Annotated in this window: 10 protein-coding genes and 2 pseudogenes; 5 read left to right on the top strand and 7 right to left on the bottom strand. The window is 58.8% G+C overall.

Going from position 1 to position 12,599, the window contains the following annotated elements; genetic code table 11:
• Positions 1 to 14 precede the first annotated feature (14 nt).
• The 6 genes and pseudogenes from ACEPAJ_RS15175 to ACEPAJ_RS15150 all read right to left on the bottom strand — a co-directional run bounded on the left by ACEPAJ_RS15175 (position 15) and on the right by ACEPAJ_RS15150 (position 5,794).
• Positions 15 to 724, bottom strand: a pseudogene (locus ACEPAJ_RS15175) (rRNA pseudouridine synthase).
• A gap of 177 nt (positions 725 to 901) precedes the next feature.
• Positions 902 to 1,603 carry an ABC transporter ATP-binding protein gene (locus ACEPAJ_RS15170; protein ID WP_274086750.1) on the bottom strand — a complete coding sequence of 234 codons (702 nt, stop codon included), beginning with the start codon at positions 1,601 to 1,603 and terminating at the stop codon, positions 902 to 904.
• A complete protein-coding gene (gene livG, locus ACEPAJ_RS15165; RefSeq protein ID WP_425915819.1) occupies positions 1,603 to 2,370 on the bottom strand; it encodes a high-affinity branched-chain amino acid ABC transporter ATP-binding protein LivG in 768 nt (255 codons plus the stop codon). Before livG ends, ACEPAJ_RS15170 begins: the two co-directional genes overlap by 1 nt.
• Positions 2,367 to 3,635, bottom strand: a complete 1,269-nt coding sequence (locus ACEPAJ_RS15160; protein ID WP_425915817.1) for a high-affinity branched-chain amino acid ABC transporter permease LivM — start codon at positions 3,633 to 3,635, stop codon at positions 2,367 to 2,369. Before ACEPAJ_RS15160 ends, livG begins: the two co-directional genes overlap by 4 nt.
• Positions 3,632 to 4,555, bottom strand: coding sequence for a high-affinity branched-chain amino acid ABC transporter permease LivH (gene livH / locus ACEPAJ_RS15155; protein WP_274086748.1), 924 nt, complete (start codon positions 4,553 to 4,555; stop codon positions 3,632 to 3,634). The genes ACEPAJ_RS15160 and livH overlap by 4 nt, the downstream gene beginning before the upstream one ends.
• 117 nt (positions 4,556 to 4,672) lie before the next feature.
• Positions 4,673 to 5,794, bottom strand: a complete 1,122-nt coding sequence (locus tag ACEPAJ_RS15150) for a branched-chain amino acid ABC transporter substrate-binding protein (protein ID WP_274086747.1) — start codon at positions 5,792 to 5,794, stop codon at positions 4,673 to 4,675.
• Positions 5,795 to 6,106: 312 nt separating this feature from the next.
• On the opposite strand from ACEPAJ_RS15150, the gene ACEPAJ_RS15145 reads away from it, so the two are divergent.
• From ACEPAJ_RS15145 to ACEPAJ_RS15130, 4 genes and pseudogenes are all read left to right on the top strand, one after another.
• On the top strand, positions 6,107 to 6,424 hold the full coding sequence (locus ACEPAJ_RS15145; protein ID WP_274086746.1) for a DUF2288 family protein: 318 nt from the start codon (positions 6,107 to 6,109) through the stop codon (positions 6,422 to 6,424).
• 73 nt (positions 6,425 to 6,497) lie between these two features.
• Positions 6,498 to 6,866 (top strand): DUF5064 family protein, encoded by a 369-nt coding sequence (locus tag ACEPAJ_RS15140; protein ID WP_425915813.1) that lies wholly within the window; start codon positions 6,498 to 6,500, stop codon positions 6,864 to 6,866.
• 165 nt (positions 6,867 to 7,031) lie between these two features.
• Positions 7,032 to 7,937 carry an NAD(P)-dependent oxidoreductase gene (locus ACEPAJ_RS15135; protein ID WP_322948536.1) on the top strand — a complete coding sequence of 302 codons (906 nt, stop codon included), beginning with the start codon at positions 7,032 to 7,034 and terminating at the stop codon, positions 7,935 to 7,937.
• Positions 7,934 to 8,715 (top strand): annotated as a pseudogene (locus ACEPAJ_RS15130) (hydroxypyruvate isomerase family protein). The gene ACEPAJ_RS15135 and the pseudogene ACEPAJ_RS15130 overlap by 4 nt, the downstream one beginning before the upstream one ends.
• Positions 8,716 to 8,761: 46 nt before the next feature.
• On the opposite strand, the gene ACEPAJ_RS15125 reads toward ACEPAJ_RS15130, so the two are convergent.
• Positions 8,762 to 10,948, bottom strand: a complete 2,187-nt coding sequence (locus tag ACEPAJ_RS15125; RefSeq protein ID WP_425915811.1) for a hypothetical protein — start codon at positions 10,946 to 10,948, stop codon at positions 8,762 to 8,764.
• Between the two features lie 309 nt (positions 10,949 to 11,257).
• Here ACEPAJ_RS15125 and ACEPAJ_RS15120 point away from each other — a divergent pair, with 309 nt between their 5' ends.
• A complete protein-coding gene (locus ACEPAJ_RS15120; RefSeq protein WP_425915809.1) occupies positions 11,258 to 12,589 on the top strand; it encodes a spinster family MFS transporter in 1,332 nt (443 codons plus the stop codon).
• Positions 12,590 to 12,599 lie beyond the last annotated feature (10 nt).

Below are 12,599 nucleotides of genomic sequence, written 5' to 3'. Positions count from 1 at the left end.
CATCAGCTAAAAAATTAGAAACGTTCTTTGCCGGCCAGGTAGCGCCACTGCCCAGGCGTTACCTTACCCATCGACACGCCACCGATGCGGATGCGCTTCATGCTCAGTACCTTGAGGTCGACACTGTTGCACATAAAGACTAGCTGGCCGGGCAGCGGATTCTTCAAGGCGAAGCGCAGGCGCGTTTCGTTCTGCCAGCTGACTTTGCACGGCGGCAAGGCCAAGCCGTTAAAAATCAGGCCCTGAGCCAAGCGCTTGAGTTGGCTGGCGCTCAAGGTGCCGATGACCTCGACCACATATTCCTGCTCAAGCTTGTTCAGGTCTTCTTTGAGCTTGCGCTCGATGCGCCAGTCCTGGGTCAGCACGTGCAGTCCATCAGCACCGGCTTGCAGCGGTGCGCAGCTATTGAGGCGGGCGAAATGACTTTTCAGCGGGCGGATGCCGCTAGCGTCGTCTGCCCAATGGTTAGCCGCGCCGATGCTCTCGATGGCGCGATCCGGGTAGTGCCCGGCAGGTACGTTGAGCAACAGGGTGACCGGCTCGCTGGGGTGAGCACGGCATCGGCGAGTAATTCGACGCGTTGCTCGCCAACTTTGAACTGCGGCTCTTCGACGACCACGCCGTCCACCGTGACCCAGCCACCCTCGATATACAGCTCGGCCTCGCGGCGCGAACAGCCGATCACTTCAATCAGGCGTTTGGACAGGCGAACAGGCTCGGTCATAAAAAGCAGTCATCAAAAAACAAAGGGCCGCTATTGTAACTGTCCGTAGCGGCTATGCACGGAAGATCAGGCGAGTGGCGATGATAAATCTGCTGCCCAGTGGAAATGATCGAGGCCAGGCTTTGTGCTCGCCCATAAAAAACCGCCCCTAGGGGCGGTTTTTTATGGCGCGGGTGTTTAGCCGCCTAGGTACGCATCGCGCACTTTCGGGTTGGTTAGCAGTTCTTCACCGCTGCCCTGCATAACAATTCGGCCGTTTTCCAGCACGTAGCCACGGTCCGCGAGTTTGAGCGCCTGGTTGGCGTTTTGCTCGACCAGGAACACCGTCACGCCATCTTTGCGCAGCTGTTCGATGATGTCGAAAATCTGCTGGATGATGATCGGTGCCAAGCCCAGCGACGGCTCATCGAGCAGCAGCAGGGTCGGCTTGCTCATCAGCGCACGGCCGATGGCGAGCATTTGCTGTTCACCACCAGACATGGTGCCGGCGCGCTGGGCAAAGCGTTCCTTCAGGCGCGGGAAGAGCAGCAAGACTTTGTCCATTTGCTCCTGGTTATCGGCTTTGCTACCGAAGAATCCTCCCATTTCCAGGTTTTCTTCCACGGTCAGGCGGGCGAACACGCGGCGACCTTCCGGGACCACGGCAATGCTCTTGCGCATGATCTCGGGGGTGTCCATGCCGATCAGTTCTTCGCCTTGGTAGCGAATACTGCCGCTGCTGGCCTGCGGGTTGCCGCACAGGGTCATCAGCAGGGTCGACTTACCGGCCCCGTTGGCGCCGATCAGGGTGACGATCTCACCCTGACGCACTTCAACGTTGACGTCGTGCAGTGCCTGGATCTTGCCGTAGAAGGTGGAAACGTTCTCGAAATACAGCATCACGCTTCCCCCAGGTAGGCTTTGATTACGTCCGGGTTCTCGCGGATTTGCTCCGGCGTACCGTCCGCCAGGGGCGTGCCCTGGTTGATCACGTAAATGTGGTCGGAAATGCTCATGACCAGTTTCATGTCGTGCTCAATCAGCAGCACGGTCACGTTGTGTTTATCGCGCAGCATGCCAATCAGCGCCTTGAGGTCGTCGGTTTCGCGCGGGTTGAGGCCGGCAGCGGGTTCGTCGAGCATCAGGATGCGCGGGCGGGTCATCATGCAGCGGGCGATTTCCAGGCGGCGTTGCTGACCGTATGCCAGGGTGCCGGCCGGGCGGTTGGCGAACTCGGTCAGGTTGACCTGGTCCAGCCAATGCGCGGCGTAATCCATAGCCTCGCGCTCGCTTTTGCGAAACGCCGGGGTCTTGAACAGTCCGGAGAGGAAGTTGGTGTTGAGATGGCGGTGTTGCGCCACCAGCAGGTTTTCCACTGCGGTCATGTCTTTGAACAGGCGCACGTTCTGGAAGGTGCGGACTACGCCTTTGCGGGCGATCTTATGACCCGGCAGGCCCTCGATGCGCTCGCCATCCAGGCTAATGCTGCCCGCGGTGGGCTGGTAGAAGCCGGTCAGGCAGTTGAACACGGTGGTCTTGCCGGCACCATTTGGGCCGATCATCGACACCACTTGCTTCTCTTGCACGGACAAACCTACGCCGTTGACGGCCAGTAGGCCGCCGAAGCGCATGGACAGGCCGCTTACTTCTAGAATCGAGCGGCTCATCGTTTCAGCTCCAAGTGCGGACGTTGCATGGGCAACAAGCCCTGCGGACGCCAGATCATCATGAATACCATCAGTGCACCGAACATCAGCATGCGGTACTCGCTGAACTCACGCATCAGCTCGGGCAGCAGGATCATCACCACGGCGGCGAGGATAATCCCCAGTTGCGAGCCCATGCCGCCCAGCACGACGATGGCCAGAATGATCGCTGACTCGATAAAGGTGAACGATTCCGGTGTCACCAGCCCTTGGCGTGCGGCGAAGAAGCTACCGGCGAAACCGGCGAAGGTCGCGCCCAGGGTGAACGCCGAGAGTTTGATGATGGTTGGGTTCATACCCAGCGCGCGGCAGGCAATTTCGTCTTCACGCAGGGCTTCCCACGCGCGACCAATCGGCATGCGCAGCAGGCGATTAATCACAAACAGGGTCAGCAACACCAGCAGCAGGGCGATCAGGTAGAGGAAGATCACCTTGTTGATCGAGTTGTAGGCGACGCCGAAATACTCGTGGAAGGTTTGCATGCCTTCGGCCGCGCGGCGCTCGAACGACAGACCAAACAGGGTCGGTTTGTCGATGTTGCTGATGCCGTTGGGGCCGCCGGTCAGCTCGGTCATGTTGCGCAGCAGGATGCGGATGATCTCGCCGAAACCGAGGGTGACGATGGCTAAATAGTCACCGCGCAGGCGTAGCACCGGGAAACCGAGGATAAAGCCGAAGAACGCTGCCATCAGGCCGGCAATCGGTAGGCACACCCAAAAGCCCAGGCCGTAGTAGTGCGACAGCAGTGCATAGCTGTAGGCACCGACCGCGTAGAACCCGACGTAACCCAGGTCGAGCAAGCCGGCCAAACCGACCACGATGTTCAAGCCGAGGCCGAGCATCACGTAGATCAGGATCAGTGTGGCGATATCCACCGCGCCGCGCGAACCAAAGAACGGCCAGGCCAGGGCGACCATGATCAGGCCAAGGATGATCCAGCGTTGTGTCGAGGGCAGGGTGAGGAAGTTGCTCGCCTTACTCGGCACGCTCGGCAGGCTGGGTACCTGGCTCCAGGCCGCACTCAGTTGGCTGCGGAACAATTGCCAAAAGAACATGGCGATGGCGCAGCCGGCGATGGTCCAGATAATCGCCGGGCTGGCGCCTTGCACTTCGAGCTTGATGCCTACAGTCGTCAGCTTCAGACCGAGCACCGGATAGGCCACGGCCAGCACCAGCAGGGCGCTGAAGATAGCGGTCTTGAGGTTTTTGGTGATGGCAGTACTCATACTTTTTCAACCTCCGGACGACCGAGGATGCCCGTAGGACGGAACAGCAACACCAGAACTAGTAGGCTGAAGGCCACCACATCCTTGTATTGGTCGCCGAAAATGTCGGCACCAAACGCCTCGGCCAGGCCGAGTAGCAAGCCGCCCAGTACTGCGCCTGGAATGCTGCCGATGCCGCCCAGAACCGCGGCGGTGAAGGCCTTGATGCCGGCGAGGAAGCCCAAGTGTGGGTTGATCACGCCGTATTGCATGCCCAGCAGCACGGCAGCGACACCGGCCAGGGCAGCGCCGATGACGAAGGTCAGGGCAATGATGTTGTTGGTGTTGATGCCCAGCAGGTTGGCCATCTTCAGGTCTTCGGCGCAGGCGCGGCAGGCGCGGCCCAGGCGGGAGCGTGAGATGAACAAGGTCAGGCCGAGCATCACGAAGAAGGTGACGACGAAAACCAGCACCTGCATGTAGGAAATCACTACGCCATTCATCGCGCTTTCACCAAACACGAAGTTGCCGGGTAGCAGGTTAGGGATGGCTTTGTCTTTTGAATCCTGGGCCAGCAGCACTTCGTTTTGCAGGAAAATCGACATGCCGATGGCGGAAATCAGCGGGATGAGACGGTTACCGCCGCGCAAGGGTCGGTAGGCGACCCGTTCGATGCTATAGCCGTAAGCACTGGCAATAATGATGCTGCCGGCAAAGGCGGCGATCATCAGCAGTGGCAGGCTGTCGAGCCCCAGCATGGTCAGGCCGGCAATCGCGATAAACGCGACGTACGAGCCAATCATGTACACCTCGCCGTGGGCGAAGTTGATCATGCCGATGATGCCGTAAACCATGGTGTAACCGATGGCTATCAGGGCGTAGGTGCTGCCGACGGTCAAGCCGTTAACCAGCTGTTGCAGGTAGTGATACAGATCAGGCATTGCCTAACTCCTGGGTGGCACGCAAGGCAGCGCTTAGGGCGCAGCATGCAACCGGAATTCTTCTAATAAGCAAAGCCCACGGCATCTGCAGTGGGCTTTGGGTTCAGGCGGGGAGGCTTACTTGGCTTCGGACTTGGTGCCGTCCTGGTGCCATTCGTACACCACGAAGCTGAAGTCCTTCAGGTCACCCTTCTCATCGAAGCTCAGGCTGCCCGTTGGGGTATCAAAGCTGTTGGCGCGCAGGGCGGCGGCCACTTTCGCGGTGTCGGTACCACCTGCTTTAGTGATGCCTTCAGCGATTACCTGAACAGCGGCATAGGCAGGGAATACGAACGGGCCGCTTGGGTCTTCGTTCTTGGCTTTGAACGCATCAACCAGCGCCTGGTTGCGTGGGTCCTGGTCGAACGACTTCGGCAGGGTTACCAGCATGCCTTCGGAAGCCGGGCCTGCAATGGCCGAGATTTCCTTGTTGCCCACGCCTTCAGGGCCCATGAACTTGACGCTCAGGCCTTTCTCGGACGCTTGGCGCAGCAGCAGGCCCAGCTCTGGGTGGTAGCCGCCGTAGTAAACGAAGTCGACACCGGCTTGCTTAAGCTTGGAGATCATCGAGGAGAAGTCCTTATCGCCGGCGTTGATGCCTTCGAACAGAACAACCTTGGTGCCTTTGCTTTCCAGGGTCTGCTTGACCGCGGTGGCAATGCCTTCGCCGTACTGCTGCTTGTCATGGATCACGGCAACAGCTTTGGGCTTGACGTGGTCAGCGATGAAGTTACCCGCGGTTGGGCCCTGCAGGCTGTCCAGGCCGATGGTGCGGAAAATCAGTTCATAACCGCGCGAGGTGATGTCCGGGCTGGTGGAGGCCGCGGTAATCATCAGGATGCCTTCGTCTTCGTAAATATCGGACGCGGGCTGAGTAGAGCTGGAGCACAGGTGGCCAACCACGAATTTAACTTCGTCGTTGACGATCTTGTTGGCCACGGCAACCGCTTGTTTCGGGTCGCAGGCGTCGTCATAAACCACGCCTTCGAGCATGGCACCGTTTACGCCGCCGGCTTTGTTGATCTGCTCGATGGCCATTTTGGCACCGATGAACTGCATCTCACCGTATTGCGCGACGGCGCCGGTGACGGGGCCTGCCAGGCCAATTTTGATGGTGTCTGCTGCTACCGAGTAGCTGGCAACGCCAGCCATGGCCATGGCGGCAAACAGTTTGGAAATCTGCTTAGTAGCCTTGTTCATAGTGCTCCACTCTTATTGGTTTTGATTGTTGTAGTTCTGGCGGCCAAAGCTGCAGAACCGGGTTGTTTCCCCGGCCATCCCCCCGGCAACTGTACCGGTGCAGTGTAGAGCGCGGCTTCGCGGCTTGGAAAGCAGCTTGCTGGGGGCAAAACCTTGGGGTGTCGCTTTAACACAACAAATGTATAGAAAAACGGCGTGTCTTTCTCGTCGCTGGCGACGTCGCGAATTTGCCAGCAGGCGGGTCGACGCTATCATGGCGGCCGATTTCTAATACAGCCATCACTAACAGGGCAACCCATGTCTGAGCTACCCATGACAGAACAACCTAGCACCCTCTATGCCAAGCTGCTTGGCGAAACAGCGCCGATTACCTGGCAGGAGCTGCAACCGACCTTCGCCCGCGGTGCGTTGTTGCTGGTAGACGCTGCGCTGGACCTGATCGATGTCGCGCAGGCGGTGGCGCAGAACGACCAAGCCAAGGTTTCCGCCTGGCTGGCGGCAGGGCAGTTGAGCCGGGTTGATGACAGCCAGGCTGAAGACCTGCAAAAGCGCGATCCAGAGCTGTGGGCGGTGGTCGTCGCGCCCTGGGTGCTGGCGCAAGAACGACTCGCGCGCGCACCGCTGCACTGAGTTGGCGCGTGCGCCTACACAAGCTGAGCAACTATGCTGGCAGCACCACGGACTGATAAGGGGAACCATCAGCATGTTTGAGCCCGGTCATTTGCATCGCGCCAACAGCATCGCTACGGCTGAGATGCCGCTCTTCAGCGTCGACCTCTATTACGAGGTGCGCCAGGACCCGAGTGAAGGCGCGATGCTACATATGCGCATGCAAGGGCAGGTGGACGGCAAAGCCTTTGAAGAAGTCTTCGAGTTGCACCGTGACACCGCCTACAACTTCGCCAGTGTGGCCAGCCGTCTGGCGCATAAACATGGTTTGCCCACCAACAGCAGCCTGATTATGCGTAGCCATAGCGAGTTCGATCAGATGTTCGAGGACATTCGTGCCAAGCTCGGCGCCCACAGCGGCGAGCCGGTTAATCTCGATCACCTGCAAAAGGATGGTTTGTAAGCCGCTTCACGGCAGCCAGTGCAGCAGGTCTTCGCCAACCGGTTTTCAGTCAATTCTGTGTTGGCGTGCAAAACCGTACGCCATTGTGCGGACGTTGACGGGGCAAGGCGGATGCCGGTGCAACCTAGGCTAAGATAGCGGCCTTGATTGATTTGGAGTCTGCTTATGTCTACAGCCCTTCCTGCTTTGGCCTTTGCCGGTATTGGCCTGATGGGCCTGCCCATGACCCAGCGCCTGCTGGCCGCTGGTTTTGCGCTGACGGTCTGGAACCGTTCGAGTGAGAAGTGCGCCCCGCTGCAGGCGCTGGGCGCGCACGCGGTAGCGAGCCCGGCGCAGCTCTGCGCCCAAGCCGATATCGTGATGCTTTGCTTGGCCAACACTGAGGTGGTGCGCGAGGTGGTGTTCGGCCCGGGTGGCATTGTTGAAACGGCCAAGCCAGGGCAGTTGCTGGTGGACTTTTCCAGCCTGGAACCGGCAGCCACTCGTGCGATGGCTGCCGAGCTGCACGCTCGCTGTGGCATGCATTGGGTCGATGCGCCGGTGTCCGGCGGTACCCCAGGTGCGGCCAATGGCACCTTGGCGATCATGGCCGGTGGCCGGGTCGAGGATGTTGAGCGCGTGCGGCCGATTCTTGCGCATCTTGGGCAACGCCTGACGCGCATGGGCGATGTAGGCGCAGGCCAGGTCACCAAGGTGTGCAACCAGATGATTGTCGCCTGTAACGCGCTGGTGATCGCCGAAGTGGTGGCCCTGGCCGAACAAGCAGGTGTCGATGCCAGCCTGATCGCCCCGGCGCTGGCCGGCGGTTTTGCCGACTCCAAACCGCTGCAAATTCTCGCGCCGCAAATGGCCGAGAGTCAGTTCGAGCCCGTCAAATGGCATGTGCGCACCCTGCTGAAGGACCTGGATACGGCGGTGAAGCTGTCGCAGCAAATCGGCTCGGCCACGCCGCTCAGTGGTTTAGCTGCGCAACTGATGCGTCAGCACGGCAGCCAGGGCAATCTGGAACGTGATCCTGCAACTCTGGTGCAGCTGTACCGGGCGCCAAAGCATCAAGAGTCACAGTCATGAAAATCGCCGCTAACCTGTCGCTGCTGTTTACGGAATTACCACTGATCGAGCGGGTAGTGGCTGCGGCGGCCGCCGGCTTTGATGGCGTGGAAATTCAGTTTCCTTACGAGCTGCCGGCCATCCGTTTGAAGGAGGCGCTGGAGGCCGCAGGCATGCCGCTGCGCCTGATCAACCTGCCGGCGGGTGATCTGATGAACGGCGGTGTGGGCTTGGCGGGGGTGCCTGCGCGCCAGGCCGAGTTTGAGGCGGCGCTGCAGGAGGCGCTGAGCTACGCCGCCCTAGTGCGCCCAGCGCTGGTCAACGTGCTGCCGGGACGGCTGGCCGAAGGTGTTGAGCCTGAACAGGCGCTGGCTTGCCTGATCACTAACCTGCGCAGGACCGCCGAAGCGTTCCAGTTATTGGGCATTGGTGTGGTGGTCGAGGCAGTCAACCCACTGGATATGCCAGGGTTTCTGATCAATACCCCGAGCAGCTCGATGCCCTACTCAACGCCGTGGCGCACCCTAATCTGAGCGCGCAGTACGACTTTTATCACATGGCTCGTCAGGGCTTGGATATCGCCGCGGGGCTTGCTCTGCTGGCCGGGCGTATTGGCCATGTGCAGTTTGCCGATTATCCAGGGCGCGGCGCGCCGGGTACTGGCGAGCTGCAGTTTGCGCCGTTACTGACTGCTTTGCGTGACAGTGGTTATCAGGGCTGGCTGGCGGCCGAGTATCGGCCGGGAGAGGCTGGCACCCAGGCCAGCTTGGGCTGGTTGAGTGAGTGGCGAGCAACCTGAGGCGCCAACCGGCAACCCAATTGCTCGGGTTGCCGGCTGCAATGGCTTACTCGGGTTTGTCTTCAGCGTACTTGTTGAGCGAGATAACCCGGGTTTTGCCAATGCGGTGCCTGTAAATTTCGCGCAGGTACTTGATGGCTTTCTTCACGCTGTCGCGTGACAGGCGAATATCGTTGATCGAGACGAATTTTTCCGGGTCATGGATTAGCTCGCGGTATTTCTTCTCGTACATTGGCTTGATCGCGTACCAGTTGGTGTCGAGGATTTTTGCTGGGTTCTCGTACTCGTTGAGCATGGCGTCGACCTGCATCTCGTCGAACTCATCGCTCATGATGAAGTCCAGAATGGCATTGTCCAGACTCTCGTCGAAGCGGTGTGGGTCGCGCGCAAAGCAGCGCTTAATAAAGGCCACGATCAAGGTTAAGAAATCATCCGACAAGCACGGGCTCTTGGCGATCAGTGTGGTTAGCGAAAGGTTGGCCGAGGCGCCGATGACCAGCGCGTAGCGCTTCAATGTGGTGTTGGGGAACAGGCTGTTGAGGTGGGTCTTGAGCCGATTCAGGTCCATGTAGGAGAGTTTGTAATCCTTCGGCAATGAAACAATCGACACCACCGAGGAGCAGTTCTTGAAGAAGTGCAGGTCGCTAAGTTTGGTGGCGTTGTAGTCAGACGTTTTGTATTCATCCAGCGCCTCGCGGTAACGCTTAGATTCGATGGGTAAGAGGCTAATGCCCTCGATGGCCTGGGTGACCTTGTTAAAGTGCGGCAGGTCGATGGAGCGAAAGAACAGGTCGTCTATATTCAAGCGCGACGGCTCTTTGTCCAGCACACGGTACTTGTCGAGTATGGCGGCATTTTGCTCTGGTACCACCGACTCGGCGTAGGCCACTGCGACCGGCCCCGCCAGGCTCATAAACAGATCGTTGGCGTCCAGCCGGATGGTTTCGCCGATGTCGATGCCGGCACGGCGGAAGTAGTTCTGATCGTAGTCGGTGGTGACCGCCTGGGCGGTGAGGATGTTGAAGATTTGCTGCGAGATGTACTGGTTGGCGTGACGCTCCATGGCGTTGACGTCGATATTCTGAATATTGCCGTCATCGCTTGCTTCGGCATAACGCATGATGTCGTTGGAGATCAGCATCATTGCGTTCCATGGGCGGATGCGACGCATCACACTGGCTTCGCTGTTCTCTTCATTGTCAAAGTTGTATGAGAAGTCCCATTCCTCGGCGAGGTACTTACAGAGCAGCCGCCCGGCATTGATGTGCAGGGCTTCGGACATTTCGCTGCGCTGGTCGGAGATGTTCGGCAGGATACAAATGCCGCTGGTGAAAATCGGCTCGAAGACAAAGCTGTGGTCGCGGTTCTCTGGGCTTTCGTCAAAGTTCTTGGTGTCGAAAGTCTTACTCATGTAGGCGAATTGCTGCGCCAGCCCGAACTCCGATGCCATGCCCGAGCCGGTGCCGCCGCCGGCGCTGAAGATGTAGAAATACAGGCGTGACTGGTTGGCTTTGATACCGCACGAATCGATCAGGTAACTGTGGATAAATTTCCAGTCTTCGTTAGTGAAGCGCTGGGTGTCCTTGTTGAGAATAATTTTTGCCAGATACTGCCCGAGAATCGGTGCATTCCCTGCACCACCCGCATGCACCTCGGACAGGTCCATGATCTTCATCTTGCTGTAGTCGCTGAGGAAGCCGCTGGTTTCGCCCTTGCGCGAGAAACGGATGCGTCCCTCGATGTCCTTATCCAGGTCGCCTAGCATCACCAGCGGTTCGATCAGAAATACCGGCTTGGTGTCTTTGCTCGGGGCACGCAGCAGGTTGCTGCGAATCCAGCGCGTGGGGCGGAAGTCCTGCTCGGCCACGGCTTTTTCTTCGTTGTTGAATTCACTCAGGTAGAACTGTCGAGCGTTGTAGACCAGTGAAGCGACATCCAGCGCGATGTTAGAGCCGCAGCGGCCCAGGCCAATCAGACAGACAGAAGGGAAGTGCTGCACCCTTCGCTCGTGGTCGTCATCCTGCGGAGCTGGGGGGAACACCAAGCTTCTCAGTCCGTCGAGGTTGTCGAGGATGCGATCTATATCGCGCTCGGTGAAATACATGTACTGCTCACAGTTTTTATCGAGCCTCACTCTGGGCGGAAGTGGGGCCGAGGCTGATAAGGTATCAGCCAAGTCAGCCAGAGTGGCTTCGGTAGCGGGAGTGGTCACAGCGTCTTTTTTTGTTTTCATTTAGAGACATTCCGACAGCTAACGAGGTGGTTGGGCAAAGGGCCACATTGCGCTCAGTAGGCTTGTTTGTAGCATGAAAAATGGAAAATCTCCTGTTATGCACGGTATTGCTCCGGGGCGTCCTGTGTTCCAGTGCGGGATTTTGTGAACGCTATGCTTGCCAAGGGCGTCCATTACCCGGCATACACACCGCCAATAGTCACAGACAGCCCAGTTGCAAGGCTCTAGATTGGCCTTGTAGGTGCTGGACACGGCAGCTGGCTAAACGCAGCTGGCGTGCTTCGATAACAATAATTAGAGATGGATCCCATGCAGCAGCAGTCCCTTCAAGCGACGAATGCCTGGCGCATTTTGTGCCTGCTTTTTCTCGCCAACCTGTTCAACTTCTTCGACCGTACCATTCCGGCGATCATCATCGAGCCGATCCGCATGGAGTGGGACCTCAGCGACCTGCAGCTAGGGTTGATCGGTACCGCCTTTACCATCGTCTATGCCATTGCCGGTGTGCCGCTGGGGCGCATGGCTGATACGGGCGCGCGGCGCAAGATCATGGGCTGGGGCTTGGCGGCCTGGAGTGGCCTGACCGCCCTTAATGGGCTGGCCTGGAACTTCTGGAGCTTCCTGCTGATTCGCATGGGTGTAGGAATTGGCGAGGCCAGCTATGCGCCGGCCGCGAACTCGCTGATCGGCGATTTGTTCCCGGCGCACAAACGCGCTCGCGCCATGGGCATCTTTATGCTCGGGTTGCCGCTTGGTTTGCTGTTGGCGTTCTTCACTATCGGGGCGATGGTGACGGCCTTCGATAGCTGGCGCGCGCCGTTCTTTATTGCGGCGGTACCGGGGGTGATTCTGGCGCTGTTTATGTTCTTCATTAAAGAGCCGACGCGCGGCGCGGCTGAACAGGTGAAGTCGCTGACGACGCCGGTAGATAAGCCGGTGCGCAAGGTGCTGGCGATTCGCACCTTCTGGTGGCTGGTGGTTGCCGGGCTGACGTTCAACTTCGCCACCTATGCGTGTAACTCATTTATGGTGCCGATGCTGCAGCGCTACTTCCTGCTGCCGTTGGAGCAAGCGGCGATGGCCACCGGCGTTATTGTCGGTTTGACGGGGTTGTTGGGGCTGACCTTGGGCGGCTGGTTGGCAGATAAAATTCATCAGCGCTGGCAAACTGGGCGTCTGCTGTTTGCTGCGCTGAGCATGTTGATTGCAGCTGTGGCGACGGGCTGTGCTTTGTTTATTGGGCGGGTTGAGGTCGCCGTCTTTGTGGCGTTGTTCAGCATTGGCTGGTTGTTTTCCTACAACTTTTACACCTGCGTTTACACCGCGATTCAGGATGTGATCGAGCCGCGCCTACGCGCGACGGCCATGGCGTTGTTCTTTGCTGGCCTGTATCTGCTCGGCGGTGGTCTGGGGCCCGTGGCGGTTGGGGTGCTCTCGGATCATTATTCGCAAGCGGCGATGCTCGCTGCGGGTGCGAGTGAGATGAATGAGTCCTTTAAGGCTGTTGGTCTGCATAACGCCATGTTCCTGATTCCGGTGGCCTTGTTTATGACCATGCTGGCGCTGGTGCAAGCCTCGCGGTGCTTTGTCAGCGATGCTGCGCACATGCAGCGGGGCATGGCTGAAGCCGTACCGGCCTGACGCCTGACCC

The sequence above is a fragment of the Pseudomonas sp. GWSMS-1 genome (assembly GCF_049847425.1).
In the GTDB taxonomy this organism is placed as follows: domain Bacteria; phylum Pseudomonadota; class Gammaproteobacteria; order Pseudomonadales; family Pseudomonadaceae; genus Aquipseudomonas.
This window is presented reverse-complemented; position numbering and strand designations above follow the sequence as displayed.

What these genes read in the sequence shown, in the direction of transcription:
- ACEPAJ_RS15170 (WP_274086750.1), bottom strand. Translation starts at nt 1,603, where the DNA reads ATGCTGTATTTCGAGAACGTTTCCACCTTCTACGGCAAGATCCAGGCA.
- livG (WP_425915819.1), bottom strand. Translation starts at nt 2,370, where the DNA reads ATGAGCCGCTCGATTCTAGAAGTAAGCGGCCTGTCCATGCGCTTCGGC.
- ACEPAJ_RS15160 (WP_425915817.1), bottom strand. Translation starts at nt 3,635, where the DNA reads ATGAGTACTGCCATCACCAAAAACCTCAAGACCGCTATCTTCAGCGCC.
- livH (WP_274086748.1), bottom strand. Translation starts at nt 4,555, where the DNA reads ATGCCTGATCTGTATCACTACCTGCAACAGCTGGTTAACGGCTTGACC.
- ACEPAJ_RS15150 (WP_274086747.1), bottom strand. Translation starts at nt 5,794, where the DNA reads ATGAACAAGGCTACTAAGCAGATTTCCAAACTGTTTGCCGCCATGGCC.
- ACEPAJ_RS15145 (WP_274086746.1), top strand. Translation starts at nt 6,107, where the DNA reads ATGACAGAACAACCTAGCACCCTCTATGCCAAGCTGCTTGGCGAAACA.
- ACEPAJ_RS15140 (WP_425915813.1), top strand. Translation starts at nt 6,498, where the DNA reads ATGTTTGAGCCCGGTCATTTGCATCGCGCCAACAGCATCGCTACGGCT.
- ACEPAJ_RS15135 (WP_322948536.1), top strand. Translation starts at nt 7,032, where the DNA reads ATGTCTACAGCCCTTCCTGCTTTGGCCTTTGCCGGTATTGGCCTGATG.
- ACEPAJ_RS15125 (WP_425915811.1), bottom strand. Translation starts at nt 10,948, where the DNA reads ATGAAAACAAAAAAAGACGCTGTGACCACTCCCGCTACCGAAGCCACT.
- ACEPAJ_RS15120 (WP_425915809.1), top strand. Translation starts at nt 11,258, where the DNA reads ATGCAGCAGCAGTCCCTTCAAGCGACGAATGCCTGGCGCATTTTGTGC.